The following is a 20,312-nucleotide window of genomic DNA, read 5'->3' on the forward strand; positions in this document are numbered from 1 at the left end:
GCATCGGTTCCTGCAGGAATCGTTGACCGGCGTCATCGGAACCGAAGGGGCTCCGGTCTCCGGCGACGTGCATCTCTTGGAGCTGGGGTTGGACTCGATCAGCTGCGTCGTGTGGCTGCGCGAGGTCAACCTCTCCCTCGGGCTTTCTCTCACGATGGCCGATGTCTTCGGTCACCCCACGTTCAGCCAGTTGTCCGCCCTGATCGAGGGCGCCTTGGGAGATCTGATGAGTGACACGACTTCTGGGCCCTCGGCTGCCCTGCGCGGTTCCCTCTCCGCAGAGCACGGCGTTGCCGCACACCTACGGCGGAGCCTGGCGGCGGAGCTGGAACTGGACGAGTCGGCGATCGACGACGACACACCGTTCGTGGAGCTGGGACTGGACTCGATCACCGGCGTCACCTGGACCCGCAGGCTGAACACGCACTTCGGCCTGTCGCTCTCCGCCACCCAGGTCTACAGCCACCCCACGGTCGACGAGCTGGCGGGCCACCTCGCGGATCTGCTCGGAGAGGCCGGCGCTTCGTCGTCGCCGCACGACCCCTCTGCCCCGCCGGTGGCCGCCGTCTCCACCGCCCCGGTCGTCGGGACGGCGGCGGCTGAGGAGGAGATCCGGTCGCAGAGGGCCGAACCGTTCCCCGCGGTACGGCCGCAGAGCCTCGTGGGGGCCGAGACCGCACTCGCGACGTGGCTGCGGGCGAGTCTCGCCGGGGAGCTGGAGCTGGCCGAGTCCGATCTCGACGACGACACGCCGTTCGTGGAGCTGGGACTGGACTCGATCACCGGCGTCACCTGGACCCGGACCATCAACACCCGGCTGCGGCTCTCGCTCTCCGCGACGACGGTCTACGGCCACCCGACCATCGGCGAGCTGGCCCGGCACCTGGCCGGAGAGCTCGACGTGAAGCCTCCCGAGCCCGTGGCCGCACCGCAGGCCGCACCCGAGCCGGTCCCGGCACCGCAGGCCGCACCCGAGCCCGTGGCGGCGAGCCGGCCGGCCGGGCGCGGCATCGAACTCGTCGACATCGCCGTCATCGGTATGTCCGGGGCATTCCCCAAGGCGGACGATCTCGACGAGTTCTGGCAGAACATCTCCACGGGCCGCGACTGCGTCTCCGAAGTACCCCCCTCCCGGTGGGAGGTGGGCGAGTACTACGACGAGCGTCCCGGCACGCCCGGCAAGTCGTACAGCAAGTGGATGGGCGTACTGGAGAACGCCCACCACTTCGACCCGCTGTTCTTCAACATCTCGCCCGGCGAGGCGGAGTACATGGACCCGCAGCAGCGCGTCCTCCTTCAGGAGAGCTGGCGCTGCATAGAAGAGGCCGGTTACAACCCCGAGGCCCTTTCCGGCACGCAGTGCGGTGTCTTCGTCGGCTGCTCGGTGAACGGCTACGGCGGCAGGCTCGACGAGACCGAGCTGAGCGCGCACCAGAACCTCGGCACCAACAGCGCCGTCCTCGCCAGCCGCGTTTCCTACACGCTCAACCTCAAGGGCCCCTGCCTCTCCATCGACACCTCGTGCTCCTCGTCCCTGGTGGCGATCGCCAACGCCTGCGACAGCCTCTGCCTGGGCGACAGCGACACGGCACTGGCAGCCGGTGTATGGGTCATACCCGGGCCGGGCGTGCATGTGGCGATGAGTCAGCTGCGGGCCCTGTCCCCGGACGGCCGCTGCTACGCGTTCGACGAGCGGGCCAACGGTTTCGTACCCGCGGAGGGAGTGGGCGTCCTGCTCCTCAAGCGGCTGGCCGACGCCCAGGCGGACGGCGACCGCGTCCACGCCGTCATCAAGGGCTGGGGTGTCAACCAGGACGGCAGGTCCAACGGCATCACCGCCCCCAGCGCCGAGGCACAGACCCAGCTCCAGCGGCGCGTGTACGACAGGTTCGGCATCGACCCGGCGGACATCGAACTCGTCGAGGCGCACGGCACCGGCACCGCCCTGGGCGACCCGGTGGAGATCGACGGCCTCGTGCGGAGCTTCGAGGCACACACCGACCGGCGCGGCCACTGTGCCCTGGGCTCGGTGAAGAGCAACATCGGGCACACCGCGTGCGCCGCCGGCGTGGCCGGCTCCATCAAGGCGATCCTCGCGCTGGAGCACGCGACACTCCCCCCGACCATCCAGTACGAGCGGCTCAACGGCCACATCGACCTCGACGGCACCCCGTTCTACGTGAACACCCGGGCGCGTGCCTGGCAGCGCCGGGACAGGCCCCGTCTGGCCGCGGTCAGTTCGTTCGGCTACAGCGGGACCAACGCACACCTCGTACTGGCGGAAGCGCCCACGGCCCCCACGGCCCCCGCGCCCGGGCCGGAGGACGGCGCCCGTCTGATCGTCCTGTCCGCGCGTACCGCCGCGCAGCTCCAGGAGCAGGCGCGCCGGCTCGTCGTCCACATCGACGGCCACCCCGGGGAGAGCCTGCGGGACATCAGCGCCACCCTGCTCCAGGGCCGCAAGCACTTCCGTCACCGCCTGGCCTACGTGGCGAACACTCCCGGGCAGGTCGTCCGGACGCTGCGCACCTGGCTGGAATCCGGCAGCGCGCCGGCCCTCAGGACCGGTGACGACAAGCCCCGGCGCCCGCAGCGGAAGCCGGACGGGACGGCGCTGGAACAGACGGATCCGCGCCACCTGGAAGCGCTCGCAGAGCAGTACGCGCAGGGCGGGGCCATCGCGTTCGAGCTGCTGTTCGCGGACGGGCCCAGGCCGGGCAGGATCTCCCTGCCCACCTATCCGTTCGCCAAGGACTCCTACTGGCTGCACACGGCCCGCGACGAGTCGGGGACCGCCCGGCGGGATACCGGATCCGGCGACGGCGCGGCCACGGCCGACCGGGCGCCCGTGCCGGACACGGCCGGCGGCGCCGTACTGACGCTGGAGCCGCGCTGGGAGCTGCGACCCGCCCCCTCCGGTGCGCCCGCTGTCCCGGGCGGCCACGACGTGTGGCTGGTCGGCGCCGGTGTCACCGACTCCTCGGTACGCGCCCTGTCCGCGTTGCTGCCCCGGGGCGCCGAACTGCGGACGTTCGATCCGGCCGCCGATCGTCCACTGGACGCCGAGTACCTGCGGTTGACGCAGACCCTGCTGAGCGGGATACGCACCCGCGTCGCCGAGCGCGGCGCCACCGGTGAGCACCTCGTGCAGCTCGTCGTCCTCGGCCACGGCTCCTCCGCCGCCCGGGTGCCGGCCGGCATGTCCGGCCTGCTGCGCACGGCCTCACTCGAACATCCCTGGCTGAGAACCCAGTGCGTCGAGTACCTCGACCGCTTCGATCACACCGACCCGGCGTCCGCAGCCACGCTCGCCGGAGCCATCGACGCGGACGCCCGCGACCACGCCGAGCACGACATCCGCCACCACGGCGGAAGGCGGCAGGTCCGCCGGCTGGTGGAGCCCCTCCCGCACCCGCGAGCCGGGGACACCGCTGCCGCTCCGTGGCGCGAAGGCGGCGTCCACCTGGTCACGGGCGGACTCGGCGGGCTGGGCCGGATCGTCGCCGAAGAGCTGTCCCGGACCCTTCACCGGGGCACGATCGTGCTGGTCGGCCGCTCCGAACCCGATACCGCTCGGTTGCGTGCGCTCGGTTCGGTCGGAGCGCCGGGCGTCGCCGTCGAGTACCGCAGGGCCGACGTCACCGACCGCCGGGCCGTCGACGCCCTCGTCGCCGATGTCGTGTCCCGCCACGGTGCGATCCACGGGATCGTCCACTGCGCCGGAGTGCTCCACGACGGCTACCTCGCCACGAAGACGGACGAGCACGTGCGCGCCGTCCTCGCGCCCAAGACCTCGGGCCTGGTGAACCTGGACGAGGCCACCGCGGACCAGCCGCTGGACCAGCTGATCGTCTTCTCGTCCACCGTGGCCACGCTGGGGAACGCGGGGCAGGCGGATTACGCGGCGGCCAACGGCTTCATGGACGCCTATGTCGCGCACCGCGGCGAACTGGCCGCGCGGGGGACCAGGTCCGGTCGTGCCCTGTCGATCGGCTGGCCGCTGTGGGCGGACGGCGGCATGCGCGTCGACGACGCGATGCTGGCCCGGCTGCGCGACCTGGGCGTGACCCCGCTGGGCACCAAGGACGCGCTGCGGGCGCTGACGGCCGCCGTCGCCGACGGCCACCGGCACACGCTGGTGCTCTGCGGCGACCGCGAGCTGCTGCTCACCCGCCTGTCGGCGTGGATCGGCGGGACCGCCGCTGCCGTCGGAGTCGCACCCCCCTCGCCGGTCTCCGCTCCCGCCCAGCCCGCGACTCCCTTGGCGGCGTCCTCGGTCCACGCCGCCGGCGCACCGCGTCCGTCGACATACGAGATACAGGAGATGTGGCAGCGCACCCTCGTCGCGGAGGTGTCGGCGCTGCTGAAGGTTCCGGCCGACGAGATCGACGTGGACGGTGAGTTCGGTGAGTACGGTTTCGACTCGATCAGTCTGACGGAGCTGGCGGGCCGGCTCGGCGACGGCTACGGACTGAGCCTGGCCCCGACCGTGTTCTTCGAACACACCACACCCGCCCGCCTCGCCGCACACCTCGCCCACAGCGGCCCCGAGTCCGCTCCGCGGGTCGCCGCCGGTGCGGCCGGCCGCACTCCCGGCACGCCCGACCTGCTGGAAACGGCCCGTAGGACGCTGATCGCGGAGGTGTCGGCGCTGCTGAAGGTTCCGGCCGACGAGATCGACGTGGACGGTGAGTTCGGTGAGTACGGTTTCGACTCGATCAGTCTGACGGAGCTGGCGGGCCGGCTCGGCGACCGCTTCGGTGTGAGCCTGGCACCCACCGTGTTCTTCGAGTACCGGACCGTCGACAGCGTCGCCGCCCACCTGGCCGCGACGTACGCCGACCCGATCGGGGACGTGGACTCCGCACCGGCCGACGCCTCCGTACCCGAGCCGATCACCGTATCCGTACCCGGCCCCGTGGCGGCCTCCCCGTCGGGGACGGCGATGCCGATCGCCGTCATCGGCGTCAGTGGAAGCTTCCCGCAGGCCCCCGACCTTGCCGCGTTCTGGGACAACCTGCGCGACGGCAGGGACTGCATCACCGAGATACCCCAGGACCGCTGGGACTGGCGGGCCATGCACGACGACCCGGCCACGCCGAGCAACAGGAAGCATGTGCGCTGGGGCGGCTTCCTCGACGGCGCGGACCGTTTCGACCCGCTCTTCTTCGGCATCTCGCCGCGCGAGGCCCTCGCCATGGACCCGCAGCAGCGGCTTCTGCTCACCCACGCATGGCAGGCACTGGAGGACGCCGGATACGCGCCGTCCAGCCTGGCGGGCAGCGACACCGCCGTCATCGTCGGCACTGCCCCCAGCGGCTACGGCAACCAGGTCCTCCAGGAACGACAGGGCGAGGACGGCTACGCGGCGACCGGGGTCTCCGGGTCCGTCGGCCCCAACCGGGTGAGCTATCTCCTCGATCTGCACGGCCCGAGCGAGCCGGTCGAGACCGCGTGCTCCAGTTCGCTGGTGGCCATCCACCGCGGCGTCGAGCTGCTGCGCAGCGGCCGGAGCGGCCTCGCCCTGGTCGGCGGCGTGAACACGATCGTCAGCCCGGATCTGCACATCGGGTACAGCCGTGCGGGCATGCTCTGCGAGGACGGCCGCTGCAAGACCTTCTCGGCCCAGGCCAATGGCTATGTGCGGGGCGAGGGCGTGGGCATCCTGGTCCTCAAGCCCCTGGACCGGGCTGAAGGCGACGGCGACCGCATCCTCGGCGTCATCCGCGGTACGGCCGTCAATCACGGCGGGCGGGCCCACTCGTTGACCGCGCCCAACCCCCACGCGCAGGCGGAGCTGCTCAAGGCCGCCTACCGCGAGGCGGACATCGACCCCCGTACCGTGACCTACATCGAGGCGCACGGCACCGGCACCGAGCTGGGCGACCCTGTCGAGCTCAACGGACTCAAGAGCGCTTTCGGGGCGCTGTACGAGGAGACGGCGGGCAAGCCGGGCACGCTGCCCGAACCCGCCCCCTGCGGCCTCGGATCGGTCAAGAGCAACATCGGGCACCTCGAACTGGCCGCCGGTGTGGCCGGAGTCATCAAGGTGCTGCTCCAGATGCGCCACGCCACGCTGGCCGAGAGCCTGCACTGCGAGGAGCTCAACCCCTATCTGGACTTCGAGGGAAGCCCCTTCGAGGTCGTCCGCGAGCGCCGTCCCTGGGAGCGGCCCCGTGACGCCGACGGCAGGGACATCCCGCGCCGGGCCGGTGTCAGTTCCTTCGGGTTCGGTGGCGTGAACGCCCATCTGGTACTGGAGGAGTACGCCCCCGCTTCGCGGAACGGGGCGTCGTCCGTGGACTCGCGCTCCGCCTCCCGTCCCGCCCTGGTCACCCTGTCGGCCCGCACCGGGCAGCAGCTGGCCGAGCAGGCCCGGCGGCTGCGCGACCACCTGAGGGACCAGCCCCTCGGAGCCGTGCAGTTGTCCGACCTCGCCTTCACGCTCCAGGTGGGGCGCGAGGTGATGGAGGAGCGGCTCGCGACCCTCGTCGTCTCGGTGGCGGAGCTGGAGCGCAGGCTCACCTCCTTCGTCGAGAACCCCGACGTCCACGACGGCTGGCATCGTGGCACGGTGCCCCGGCGGACCTCCGCGTCCACGGCGGCCCGGCCCGACGCCGGCCGGCTCGCCGAGGCTGACCACTGGCTCACGTCCGGTCGGTACGACCACGCCCTCGCCCGATGGGTGGCGGGCCACCCCGTCGACTGGCAGCGGTGGTACGCACAGGCACCACGGCCGAGGCGCACGGCCCTGCCGACCTATCCGTTCGCGCAGGAAAGCTATTGGGCCGGGCGGGGCGCGCAGGGCGCGGCGACATCGGCGGCTCCCTCGACGCAGTACCCCTCGACGCCGCGCCGTCCCGGGCGGGCCCACCCGATGCTGCATCGCGACGTACCGGCCGACGACGGTGACAACGGCCCGGACGGCACCGTCATGTCGCTGTACGCATCCGTCTTCGACGGCACCGAACCGTTCCTGAGGGACCACCAGGTGCAGGGTGCCCCTGTGCTGCCCGGCGCCGCGCACCTCGAAATGGCGCGGGCGGCGGTCGTCCGCGCCCTGGGCGAAGGCGCCGCGGAGCGCCTACGCCTCGGCGACGTCGTGTGGCTGCGGCCCGCGGTCTGCCGAGGGAACCGGCTGGACCTCCGGCTGAGCCTGCGGCTCCTGACGGAGGGCTCGGACACGACCGCCTCCGAGTACGCGTACACCATCCACAGCGTCGACGCCGAAGGCGCGCGTGCCCTGTGCAGTCAGGGCCGGGCGACTGTGCCGGCCGCGCCGGCCGACCGCCCGGCACTCGCGCTCGGGGAGCTGCGCCGCGCATGCGCCGGGTCCGCCTTCTCCTCGGCGGAGATCTACGACCTGTACGACCGGGTGGGTATGGGCTACGGCCCGGCGCAGCGTTCGCTGGCCGGGCTGACCGTGGGCGTTGACGCCGCCGGACGGCCCCAGGTGCTGGCCGAACTGCGTCTGCCGCCGTCCGCGGAGGATGCTGGAGCGGCGTCCTACGGTCTCCACCCCAGCATCCTCGACGGAGCCCTCCAGGCCACCATCGGCCTGGGGCTCCCGGCCGGCGGCGAAGACGGCCGTGACGGGCGCGCGGCACGGCCCGCGCTGCCCTTCGCGCTCCTGGGACTCGACGTGCTCGCGGCGACCCCGGCGACCGCGTACGCCTGGATCAGGTATCAGGCCGGTGCCCGACCCGGGGACGCCGCGGCCAAGCTCGACGTCACGCTCGTCGACGAGCACGGGCGGGTGTGCGTGGAACTCACCGGACTGAGCGCACGGGTACTCCCCGGCGAGCCGGCCCCCACTCCCGCGAGGACCCTTGCCGGGCCGGCGTCCGCCCCTGCAGGGGCCCCCTCCGGCCAGGACGCGCCGGGCGGAGCGCCGCTCGTCGACCGAGCCGTGCCCTACATGCGCCGCCAGCTCGCCACGGCCCTCCAGGTCGACGCCGAACGGCTGGACGTCGACACTCCGCTGGAGCACTACGGCATGGACTCCATGATGGCCATGGAGCTCACGCGCCACCTGGAGGACACCTTCGGCCTGCTGCCCAAGACGCTGTTCTTCGAGGTGCGGACCATCCGCGCGCTGAGCGAGCACTTCGCCGAGGAATACGCGGAGGGACTGCACACCGCGCTGGCCGCCGATGCCGATGCCGATGCCGATGCCGATGCCGATGCCGGCACCGGCACCGGTGCGGCCGCGCCCGCCGCAGCACCGCTCAGCCAGGCCGTCGAGGCCGGTCCGGGTCCGGCCGACGCGGTGACCGACATCGCGATCGTCGGGGTCAGCGGCCGGTACCCGCAGGCCGAGGACCTCGACCAGTTCTGGCGGAACCTCCGCTCCGGCCGTGACTGCGTCACGGAGATACCGGCGGACCGCTGGGACCACCGCGACTACGGTGACGCCACCTGCAAGTGGGGAGGCTTCCTCGATGGAGTCGACCGATTCGACCCCCTGTTCTTCAGCATCTCGCCGCGTGAGGCCGAGTACCTGGACCCCCAGGAGCGGCTGTTCCTCCAGTGCGTCCATCACACGCTGGAGGACGCCGGATACACCGGTGAACTCCTCGCACGGCAGTCCGCCGAGCGTGGCGCCGAGGCGTCCGTCGTGCAGGCGGGCAAGGTGGGCGTGTTCGTCGGAGTGATGTACGAGGAGTACCAGCTGCACGGAGCCCAGGCGCAGGCGCGCGGGCACCGGGTCGCGCTCTCGGGCAGCCCGTCCTCGATCGCCAACCGGGTCTCGTACTTCTACGACTTCCACGGCCCGAGCATGGCCGTCGACACCATGTGCTCGTCCTCGCTGACCGCGATCCACCTCGCCTGTGAGGCGATCAAGAGCGGCCAGTGCGAATCGGCGATCGCCGGCGGTGTCAATGTCAGCGTCCATCCGAACAAGTACCTGATGCTGAGCCAGGGCAAGTTCGCCGCGAGCGACGGCCGCTGCCGCAGCTTCGGCGAGGGCGGCGACGGCTACGTGCCCGGCGAGGGCGTGGGCGCCGTACTGCTCAAGCCGCTGGCCCGTGCCCTCGCCGACGGCGACCGGATCCACGGAGTCATCAAGGGCACCGCACTCAACCACGGTGGCAGGACCCATGGCTTCTCGGTGCCCAGCCCCGTCGCCCAGGGCGATGTGATCGCCCGGGCGCTCGACAGGGCCGGGGTCGACCCCGCCTCGATGAGCTACCTCGAAGCGCACGGCACCGGCACCTCGCTCGGCGACCCGATCGAACTCGCCGGCCTGGTCAAGGCGTTCCGGCGTACCGGCGGCGCGTTGTCCTCGCAGGGCTGCGCGATCGGCTCGGTCAAGTCCAACATCGGCCACTGCGAAAGCGCGGCCGGCATCGCCGGTGTCACCAAGGTGCTGCTCCAGATGCGCCATGGCGAGCTGGTGCCGAGCCTGCACTCCGGCACGCTCAACCCGCACATCGACTTCGACGGGACGCCGTTCCGCGTCCAGCAGCGGCTGGAGCCGTGGAACGGGCCGCGGATCGCAGGAGTCTCCGGTTTCGGTGCGGGTGGCTCGAACGCCCATGTGATCATCGCCGAGTACCAGCCGGCCGCGGGCGAGCAGCCGGCGCGCACAGCCGTGGCGTCCGTCCCCCGCACCGTCGTGCTCCCGCTCTCGGCGGCGACCGATGAGCAGCTGGTGGAGCAGGCCCGGCGGCTTCGGTCCCGTATCGCCCAACTGACCGACGACGACGTGCCGTCCCTCGCGTGGACGCTGCAGACCGGTCGCGTCGCCCTCGACGAACGGCTGGCCTTCACGGCCGGCTCGCTGGAATCCGTCGAGCAGCGGCTCGACGCGTTCCTCGCCGACCCCGCCGGGCCGGGCGACTGGGCCCGTGGCAGCATACGACCCGGTCAGGACACCCGCGTCGCCCTCGCAGAGGGCGACGCGGACCCGGAGGCCGAGAACGGCCTCGACGGGTTGCCGCACCGTTGGGTCGGGGGAGAGGCCGTCGCTTGGGAGCGGCTGTACCCGGCGGGCGGGGCGCGGCCACGGCGCATCGGCCTGCCCGGCTACCCGTTCGCACGCGAGCGCCACTGGCTCGACATCACCGTCGACACCGACGCGGCTGTCGCCTCGCGGATCGGCGCGATCGGGACGTCCGAGGCGGTCCTGCACCCGTTGCTGCACCGCAACGACTCCACGGCCTTCGCGCCGGCCTTCCGTACCCGATTCGTCGGTTCGGAGCCCTTCCTGCGCGACCACCGGGTCGGTGACAGGTATGTGCTGCCGGCCGTGGCGCAGCTGGAGATGGCCCGCGAGGCCGTCGCCCGGGCCTTCGAGCTGACCGAGCCCGGCCGAGTCCGGCTGCACGACGTCGTGTGGCTGCGGCCCGTCGCCCTGGAGGGCGGCGAGCTGGTGCTGAACCTGCGGCTGCGGGTGCTGGAGGGCGACGAGACCGAGTACGAGCTGTACGTGACGGGCACCGGCGTCGACGATCACGAGGAACTGGCCGGACGAGGCCGGGCGACCCTCCTCCAGGAGGTGCCCGGACGGTACGAGGTGTCCCTGGACACCTTGCGGGCGCGGTGCGCGGGGGAACAGCTCGACGGTGTCCGGGTGTACGCGGACTTCGCGGGCAAGGGCCTGCACTACGGCCCGGCCTACCGGAGCATCGAGCGTCTCACTGTCGGCGACGACGACGCGGGCGAGGGCGGCTCGCAGGTCTTCGCCGACCTCAGCACGCCGGACGGCGCCCGGACCGGGGCCGAGGGGCTGTGCCTGCACCCGAGCATCCTGGACGGGGCCCTGCAGGCGGGGATCGGTCTGGTCCGCCACGACGCCGCGGCGCCGGACACGGCGGCCGTGATGGTGCCCTTCGCCCTGGACAGCGTGCAGGTCCATGCCGCGACGCCCGAGCGCGCCCACGTGTGGCTCCGCTCCGGCGCGCGGACCTACGACATCGACGTGTACGACGAGCACGGCCGTATCTGCGTGGAGCTGCGCGGCCTCGCCCTGCGGGAACTGCCCGCGCCCGCCGGACCCGTGGCGGAGACCGCGTCCTCGCTCGCAAAAATGGGAACCACGATCCCGAGCCCGCCGGGCGCCGGGTCCGCATCCGAGTCCGGTTCAGGTTCCGATCCGGGTTCCGGGGCCGGGCAGCTGGTGCTGTTGCGGCCCGTGTGGGAGCCGGAGAAGGCTGCCGCCGTTCTCACCGCAGGCGACGACGTCGACGAGCGTCACGTCGTCCTCGTCACCTTCGCGGCCGCCGAGGCACGCGCGCTGACGGCGGCACTGCCCCCTTCGACGCACCACGAGGTCGTCGAACTCACGGACGAGCTCCCGCTGGACGGCCAGTACCTCGTCGCGGCACAGCGTGTGTTCGCCCGGGCACGCGCCCTGCTGGAACACGGGGTGCGCGGTTCCGCGCTGCTCCAGGTCGTACTCGCCGGAGCTCCGGGCGACGACGAGCACGAGCGCCGGGCCGTATTCGGAGGGCTGAGCGCCCTGCTCAAGACCGTGACGCTGGAGAACCCCAAGCTCCGCACCGGGCTGATCGACTGCCTGGACACTGCCGTGCCGGCCGTCATCGCCGACCGGCTGCGCGCGGAGTCCGTCGGTGCCGGCAGTCCGGAGGTGCGCTACCGCGCCGGCCGACGTCAGGTCAGGCGCCTGGAGGAAGTGGCCGCCGGGCCCCGCGCGGTGACGCAGCCCTCCTGGCGTGCGGACGGCGTCTACCTGATCACCGGCGGCACCGGAGCCCTGGGCCTGATCACCGCAGAGGAGATCGCCGTCGCGGCCAGCGGCGCGACCGTGGTCCTCACCAGCCGGTCCGCGCTCACCGAGCGTCAGCGGCACACCGTCGACGCCTTGCGGGCGGCGGGACTGCGGACGGACCACCAGCGGACGGACGTCGCCGACCGTGGCGCCGTCGCGGGTCTGCTCCAGCACATCGCGCGCACCCACGGACCGCTGACCGGCATCGTGCACAGCGCCGGCGTCCTGCACGACGACTTCGTGATCAGGAAGACGCCTCAGGAACTGGCGCGGGTCCTCGAGCCCAAGGTCGCCGGGCTGGTCCATCTCGACGAGCTGACCCGGGACCAGCCGCTGGAGGTCTTCCTCTGTTTCTCCTCCATGAGCGGCGCCCTCGGCAACCCGGGGCAGGCCGACTACGCGGCCGCCAACGCCTTCATGGACGCCTACGCGACCCATCGCAATCGCCTCGTGGACGCCGGGCTGCGACACGGCAGGACCCTGTCCGTCAACTGGCCGCTCTGGGCGGACGGCGGAATGCGGGTGGACGAGGTGGCCGAGGAGCAGCTACGGCGTATGGACCTCCTGCCGCTGGACACCGCGCGCGGGCTCCACGCCCTGCGGACCGGTCTGTCGGAGCTGAGTACCGACCTGCGGGACGGCAGGCTCCTGGTCGTGGCCGGGCAGCGGGAGGCGCTGCTGCCACGTCTGACCGGAGAGCGGGCGCAGGCCGGTACTCCGCAGGACCAGGACCGGCGTGAACAGGCGCCGCACGACAAGGTTCTGCACGACAGGGCCGTGCGTCACCTCCGCCGCGAGCTGGCGGCCGCTCTCAAGCTCGGTCCCGACCGCCTGGACGCGCACACGCCGCTGGAGCGCTACGGCATGGACTCCGTCGTGGCGATGAACCTGATCGCGCAGTTGGAGAAGACCTTCGGCACACTGCCGAAGACGCTGTTCTTCGAGGTGCAGACGGTCCGCGCGCTGGCGGAGTACTTCATCGCCCAGCACGAGGACGAACTGCGTGCGCTGTTCGGCGGGACCGGCACCGGTGTCGGCACATCCGAGGGGAGCGATGCCGGTTCGCCCGCCGGCACCGGCGCATCCGCGAGGCGGGAGCCGCAAGCGGAGACGGCGCCCGCGGTCGTCCGGACGTCGGCTCCGTCACGGGTGCGGGACGAACCGCGCGCCCGCCCGGGTCACCCCCAAAGCGGCCACGACGTCAGCGACAGCACCGCGACCGGCGACGACATCCGCCACGCCACCGCCACCGCCACCGGCATCGCATCCGGCGGTGCCGCCCGTGCCGGGGAGGGAACCCGCGGCGACGACATCGCGATCATCGGGATCAGCGGGCGCTATCCGGGCGCCCCTGACCCCGACACCCTGTGGACCCGGCTCCGCTCCGGCGACGACTGCGTCACCGAGGTCCCGGCCGACCGCTGGGACCACGAGGAGCTGTTCGACCCGGACCAGGACGCGCTCGGCAAGAGCTACTGCAAGTGGGGAGGGTTCCTCGACGGGATCGACCAGTTCGATCCGCTCCTCTTCGGCATCTCGCCGAGAGAGGCCGAGACCATGGACCCGCAGCAGCGGCTCTTCCTGGAGACGGTCTGGGAGCTCCTGGAGCGGAGCGGAGTCACCCAGGAGACCATCGAGCGGCGCCATGACCGGCGTGTCGGCGTCTACGTCGGCTCGATGTACCAGATGTACCGGGCGGACGCCGAGGACGTCGTACGCTCGGCGCTGACCTCGACCGCGTCGTACAACCTCATGGCCAACCGGGTCTCGTACTTCTTCGGCCTCGAAGGACCGAGCCTGGCCGTGGACAGCATGTGCGCCTCCTCGGCGACCGCGATCCACCTGGCCTGCGCCGATCTGATGCGCGGCGACACCGAGCTGGCGATCGCCGGAGGGGTGAACCTGACGGTCCACCCGGACAAGTACGTCGCCCTGTCCCGGAGCCGGCTGCTGGGCAGCCACCCGGGCAGCCGCAGCTTCCGCGACGGGGACGGCTACCTGCCCGCAGAGGCGGTGGGCGCGGTGCTGCTCAAGCCGCTGACAGCCGCGCGCCGGGACGGGGACACCGTCCACGCCGTCATCAAGGGCAGTGCCTCCCTGCACGGCGGCCGGGCCAACCGGTTCATGACGCCGAGCCACAGGACGCAGGTGAACGTGATGCGGCGGGCACTGGAGCGGGCGGGCAGCGACCCCGCCACGATCGGCTACGTGGAGGCGGCGGCCAACGGTTCGGCGCTCGGTGACGCCGTCGAGTTCAGCGCCCTGCGTGAGGTGTTCGGCTCCGTCACGGAGCCCATCGCGCTCGGCTCGGTGAAGGCCAACCTCGGGCACCCCGAGGCGGCTTCCGGTATCGCCCAGCTCACCAAGGTCGTCATGCAGCTGCGCCATCGGGAACTGGCCCCGCAGGTGTCCATCGGCACGCCCAACCCACAACTGCGGCTGGAGGACGGCCCCCTCCGGCTGTGCGACGGCCTGAGCCACTGGCGGCCACGCCAGGGGCAGGACGGCGCTCCACGGCGCGCGCTCATCAACTCCGTCGGAGCGGGCGGCAGCCACGTCAGCATGGTCGTGGAGGAGGCCCCCGGGTTCGAGACCGCCGACGGCCGCCCCGCGCCGGACGCGGGGACCGACTCGTACGCGACGCGGCCGCAGTTGATCGTGCTCTCCGCGCACGATCCGGAGCGGCTGCGCGCCTCGGCGCGGATGCTGCACGACTTCGTCAGGAACGACGACTCCGTCGACCTGGCGGACCTCGCCCACACCCTCCAGGTGGGGCGGGACGCGCTGGCGGAACGGCTCGCGTGTGTCGTGGAATCCCGCGCGGAACTGCGCCGGACACTGGCGGAACTCCTGGAGTCCGAACAGCCGCCCGCACAGCTGCACCTCGGCAACGCCGAGGACGGCGCGGGGCCCCTGGGCGACCTGCTCTCGGGCAGCCACGGCGAGGCGTTCGTCGCCGGCCTCTTCGCCGACGGCGACCTGGACCGGCTCGCCGCGCTGTGGGTGCGGGGCGGCCGGGTCACCTGGAGCGACCTGTACGAGGGGCGCCGCCGCCGCCCGGTGGCGCTGTCGACGACCGCGTTCCGCCGCAAGCGTTACTGGGTCGGGTACACCGGCAGGCCGAAGCCGTCACAGGCACAGGCCACCCCGGTCACCAGCCGGCCGGGCGCCACCGGCACCGAGACCGGCACCGGCACCGGCGGGCCCCAGGGACCCGGCGACCCCGGCCCGGCCCGGAACCCCGGTGAGGACATCGGCCGCTACCTCGCGGTCTACCTCGCCGAGGCGCTGGGGCTGGACGCCGGCGAACTCCCGGTGAACAAGGACCTGCACGGCGTCGGCGTCGATTCGATCCTGTGGGCCCGCCTCCAGCGCGCGATTCGAGCCGATCTCGGCCTGAGCCTCACCGCACGGGAGATCGTGGAGCTGGCCACCCTGGAGCGCATCACGGCGGCACTCACCGCCAAGCGCGAACCCGAGACCGTCGCACCACCCACCCCCGACACGACCGACGACGTACGGGAGGCCAGGGCCAGGGCCCTGGAAGCGTTCCGGCAGGGCGACGTCGGACTCGAAGATCTGAAGGCACTCATGAAGGAAGTACCGGGCGCGTGAACGAAGACCAGATTCTGGCGGGCTTCAAGGCGGGCACCTACTCCGCCGAGGACGTGCTCGCCTTCTACGAGCGGTTTCAGGACGCGTCCCGGACGGACGCCCCGGGCAGGTATCCCCTGTCCGAAGGACAGAAGGGGCTGTGGCTCCTCCACAAGCTGCGCCCCGACTCGGACGTGTACAACGTCCCGGTCTGCTTCCGCACCTCCGCGCCGTTCGACGTCGCGGTGTTCCAGGAGGCGTTCGAGCTCGTGGTCGGCCGCCACACCCCGCTGACCAGCGTGGTCGTGGAGGACGAAGGCACCCCCTACCTGGCGCCGCGGACCTCCGGTGACATCCGCTTCCGCCACCAGCCGGTGCCTCCCGGTCTCCCCGAGGAGGTCCTGCTCACGCTCGTGCGCGAGCAGGCCAAGGCACCGTTCGACCTGGCCCGGGACTCGCCGGCGCGTGCCTTCGTCTACTCGGCGGGCTCGGCCGACGCGCCCGACACCCTCGTTCTGCTCGTCTTCCACCACCTGGTGTTCGACGGCGCCTCCACCCCCGTCCTGCTGCGTGACCTCCTCCAGGCGTACGACGCGCTGATCGAGGGCCGCACCCCGCAGGACACCTCCGGACGGCAGGACAACTACGATGCGTTCGTCCGCTGGGAGGCCGACCTCCTCGCCGGGCCGGAAGGCGCAGGCCACCGCGCCTTCTGGCAGGACACCCTGGCGGGCCCCCTTCCCGTGCTGCGCCTCGGCATCGAGCGGGCGCCCGCGCCGGGCACCGCTGCCGTCGGAGCGACCGCCCGGCTCGCGCTCACGCCGGAGCTCGCCGCCGGAGTGCGAGACCTGTGCGGCGCCCGCGGCATCAAGCCCGCCGTCCTCTTCCTCGCCGTGTACGAACTGCTCCTGCACCGCTACAGCGGAGAGCGCGACCTGATCGTCGGCGTTCCCTCCATGGGCAGGCCGGACGCCGCCTACGACGAGTCGGTCGGCTACTTCGTCAACATGGTGCCCGTCCGGCACGGGGTGCGCGGCGACGAACCGTTCACCGACTTCGTGCGGGAGCTGACGCTGGTCATGGCCGACGGCCTCGACCACGCCGCCTATCCGTTCCCGCGCATGGTGCAGGACCTGAGTCTGCGGACCGACCCCGACAACTCGCCGGTCTTCCAGGTCTCGTACGTCTTCCAGAACAAGCGCATGATGCACGTGACGGACGAGGCCCGTGGCCTCGGCCTCGCACGGTCCCTCCGGTTCGTCGACCGGATCTCCCAGGAAGGCGAGTTCAAGCTGCACCTGGAGGTCGTCGAGAACGCCGCCGACGACTACACGCTGCACCTCAAGTACGACGCCCGGCGCTTCGACGCCGAGGCCGTCGAGCGCTTCCTCGACCACTACCGGCGACTGCTGCGGTCACTGGTGGCCGAACCCCGGCAGCTGCTCTCCGAGGCACCGCATCTGTCCGACGAGGAACGTCATCAGCTGCTCGACGAGTGGAACGACACCCGTCGCGCCTACTCCGACGACCGCAGCCTGCCCGACCTCCTCGACGCCGCGGTGGCCCGTCACGGCCACCGCACCGCTCTCGAACTGGGCGGGCGGACGCTGACGTACGAGGAGCTCGGCGCTCGGGCCGACGCCGTCGCCCGTGAGCTGCGGCACCGGGGTGTCACGGCGGACACCGTCGTCGGCGTCTGCATGGAACGTTCCTTCGAGATGGTGATCGGCCTGTGGGCGATCATGAAGGCGGGCGGCGCCTACCTGCCCCTGGAACCCGGCTACCCGGCCGAGCGCCTCGAGTACATGATCGAGGACTCCGGTGCCCGCATCGTGCTGGCCCAGACCGGAACCGACACGTCCGTGCTGTCCGGTGCCGACGAGGTGATCCGGCTCGACGCCGAGGGCCGCCTGACCGGCGATGTCCCGGACGGCGCCGCGACACCCGTCACCGTCGCCGCCGGCCCCGGCCATCTGGCGTACGTCATCTACACCTCCGGCTCCACCGGCCGCCCCAAGGGCGTGATGGTCGAGCACCGGGCGGCCGTCAACCGCATGGAGTGGATGCAGAACGAGTACGCCCTCGGTACCGACGACGTCGTGCTCCAGAAGACGCCCTTCAGCTTCGACGTCTCCGTGTGGGAATTCGTCTGGCCTCTCGTCACGGGCGCCCGTCTGGTCCTCGCCGAGCCCGGGGGCCACAAGGACCCCGGCCACCTGCTCTCCCTCATCCGCTCGGCCGGGGTCACGACCCTGCACTTCGTCCCGTCCATGCTGCGCCTGATGCTCGACCAGGAAGGCTGGGCCCGGTGCACCTCCGTCCGCCAGGTCTTCTGCAGCGGCGAGGCCCTGCCCCCGGAGCTGCCCGCACGGCACTACGCCGTGCACGGCGCACGGCTGCACAACCTCTACGGTCCGACCGAAGCGGCCATCGACGTCAGCCACTGGGCGTGCCCGCCCTCCACGGAACCGGCCGGCACCGTGCCGATCGGCCGGCCGATCCAGAACATCCAGCTCCATGTACTCGACGGCTTCGGCCGGCTGCAGGCCGTCGGCTGCGTGGGCGAGCTGCACATCGCCGGTGCCGGCCTGGCCCGCGGCTATCTGAACAACCCCGCTCTGACGCGTGAGCGGTTTGTCCCGAACCCGTACGCCGATGCCCCCGACGCGCGCATGTACCGGACCGGTGACCTGGTCCGGCGGACGGCGGACGGCACCCTGGAGTACCTCGGCCGCATCGACGACCAGGTCAAGCTGCGGGGCTTCCGCATCGAGCTCGGTGAGATCGAGGAGAGCCTGGCGCGCCACCCGGACGTCAAGGCCTGCGCCGTACTGGCCCGCGAGGACAGCCCCGGCGACCCGCGTCTGGTCGGATACGTGGTCCTCGACCGGGAACACGTCGGCGACTTCCACGAGGAGCTCAGCCGGCACCTCGGCCGCACGCTGCCCGAGCACATGATCCCCAACGCCGTGGTCCACCTGGAGGAGCTGCCGCTGACCGCGAACGGCAAGCTCGACCGCAAGGCGCTCCCGGCGCCCGATGCGAGCGCGTACGGTGTCGCCGGCGAGCGCGTCGCCCCCAGCACCGACACCGAAAGGTCCCTGCTCGCGATCTGCGCCGAGCTGCTCGGCTTCGACGAGCGGCGCATCGGTGTGAACGACAACTTCTTCGCACTGGGCGGCCACTCGCTGCTCATCCCCAAGCTGACTGCCCGACTGGCGGACAGCGGACTCGACTGTGACCTCCAGAGCGTGTTCGGCGCCTCGACCTTCGCCGAGCTGGCGGCCACGATCGATTCCGCCGCGACCGCGGCCCCGGACGACGCGACGACGAACGAGGCGGCTGCCGAGCCGTTCACCGTCCCACCGAACGGCATTCCCGCCGGCTGCACCCGGATCACGCCCGACATGCTCCCGCTCGTGTCACTGACCGAGGACGAACTGGCGACGGTTGTCGCCGCGGTGCCGGGCGGAGCCGCCAACCTCCAGGACGTCTACCCGCTGGCGGCGCTGCAGGAGGGGATGCTGTTCCACCACCTCAAGGAGAGCGGCCGGGACCCCTATGTGCTCTCCGGTGTGTTCTCCTTCGAGAGCCGGGCGCACCTGGACGCTTTCGTACAGGCCCTGCGGCAGGTCGTCGCACGGCACGACGCGCTGCGCACGGCGATCCTGACCCAGGGGCTGCCGCAGCCCCTGCAGTTCGTGGTCCGGCACGCCGACCTCGAACCGGAGGAATTCCAGGTACGTCCCGGCGCCGACATCCAGGAAGAGATCCGTGAGCTGCTGGCGCGGCCGCAGACGATCCGGCTGGACCGCGCACCGCTCATCCGGCTCCGTGCCGCCCGCCACCCCGGCACCCCGGAGTGGTTCGTGGTGCTCAACCTGCACCACGTCATCGACGACGCCACCTCGCTGGGCTTCTTGTTCCAGGAGCTGGTCGCGCACATGACGGGCAGGGAGGGTGACCTCGCGGAGCCGGTACCGTACCGGAACTTCATCGCGCACGTCCGCCACCGTGCCGAGAGCCTCGACCCGGCGGACTTCTTCCGGACCCAGCTCGGCGACGTGACCGAGCCGACGGTGATGTTCGGCCTGCACGACGTGCATGGCGACGGCCGCCGCGTACTGGACCTGCGCCGCCCGCTGGACAGCCGTCTCGGGCAGCGGATCAGGGACTGTGCCAGGGAGCTGCGAGTCAGCCCGGCGACCCTGTTCCACGCCGGCTGGGCGCTCGTCGTATCGGCGTGCAGCGGACGCGACGACGTGGTCTTCGGCACGGTGATGTCCGGGCGCCTGCAGGGCCCCCGTGGGATCGAGCGCATGCTCGGCAACTTCATCAACACGCTCCCGGTGCGCGTCGGCCTCGACGGCACGAGCGTGCGCGACCTGGTGCGCACCGTCGACCAGGAGCTGCGGGAGCTGGTGCGCCACGAGCAGACCCCGCTGGCCGTCGCCCACGGCCACAGCGACGTGCCCCGCGAGACGCCCCTGTTCAACGCGATCCTGAACTACCGGCACCTGGAGTCCGACGACCGCATCGACGACTCCGAGCTGGAGCGTGCGGGTGTCAGGTCACTCGCCGGCGTGATCGAGCGAAGCAACTACCCGGTGGCCCTCTCGGTCGACGATCTGGGCGGTTCCTTTTCTCTCGACGCCCAGATCGACCAGGCGCAGGACGCCGAACTGGTCATCGGCTACCTCGAAACCGCCATGACGAACCTGATCGACGCACTCGCCGGGGACGAGTCGGCCGAGGGCCCGGCCCTGGAGCTGCCCGTGCTGAGCGCGGGGCTGCGCAAGCGCGTGCTGGTCGACTGGAATTCTGTGCCGGGTGCTGTTTCCGGCGCGGTTTCCGGTTCTGGTTCCGGTTCCGGTTCTGGTTCTGGTTCTGGTGTGGTGGGGCGTTGTGTTCATGAGTGGTTCGAGGAGGTTGCGGCGCGGTCGCCGGGTGCGGTGGCGTTGGAGTGTGAGGGTCGTTCTGTTTC

The 20,312-nt window shown here is 71.8% G+C and carries 2 protein-coding genes; both read left to right on the plus strand.

Translation table 11 applies throughout. The features are described 5' to 3' along the window. Positions 1-22: 22 nt before the first annotated feature. Complete coding sequence (locus tag ACWD04_RS24020) at positions 23-15,349, plus strand: SDR family NAD(P)-dependent oxidoreductase (protein ID WP_451135111.1); 15,327 nt, start codon at positions 23-25, stop codon at positions 15,347-15,349. Continuing rightward, a partial coding sequence (locus ACWD04_RS24025; RefSeq protein WP_451135113.1) for a non-ribosomal peptide synthetase occupies positions 15,346-20,312 on the plus strand: 4,967 nt, incomplete at its 3' end. The genes ACWD04_RS24020 and ACWD04_RS24025, both read left to right, overlap by 4 nt.

The organism is Streptomyces sp. NPDC002911 (genome assembly GCF_053591835.1).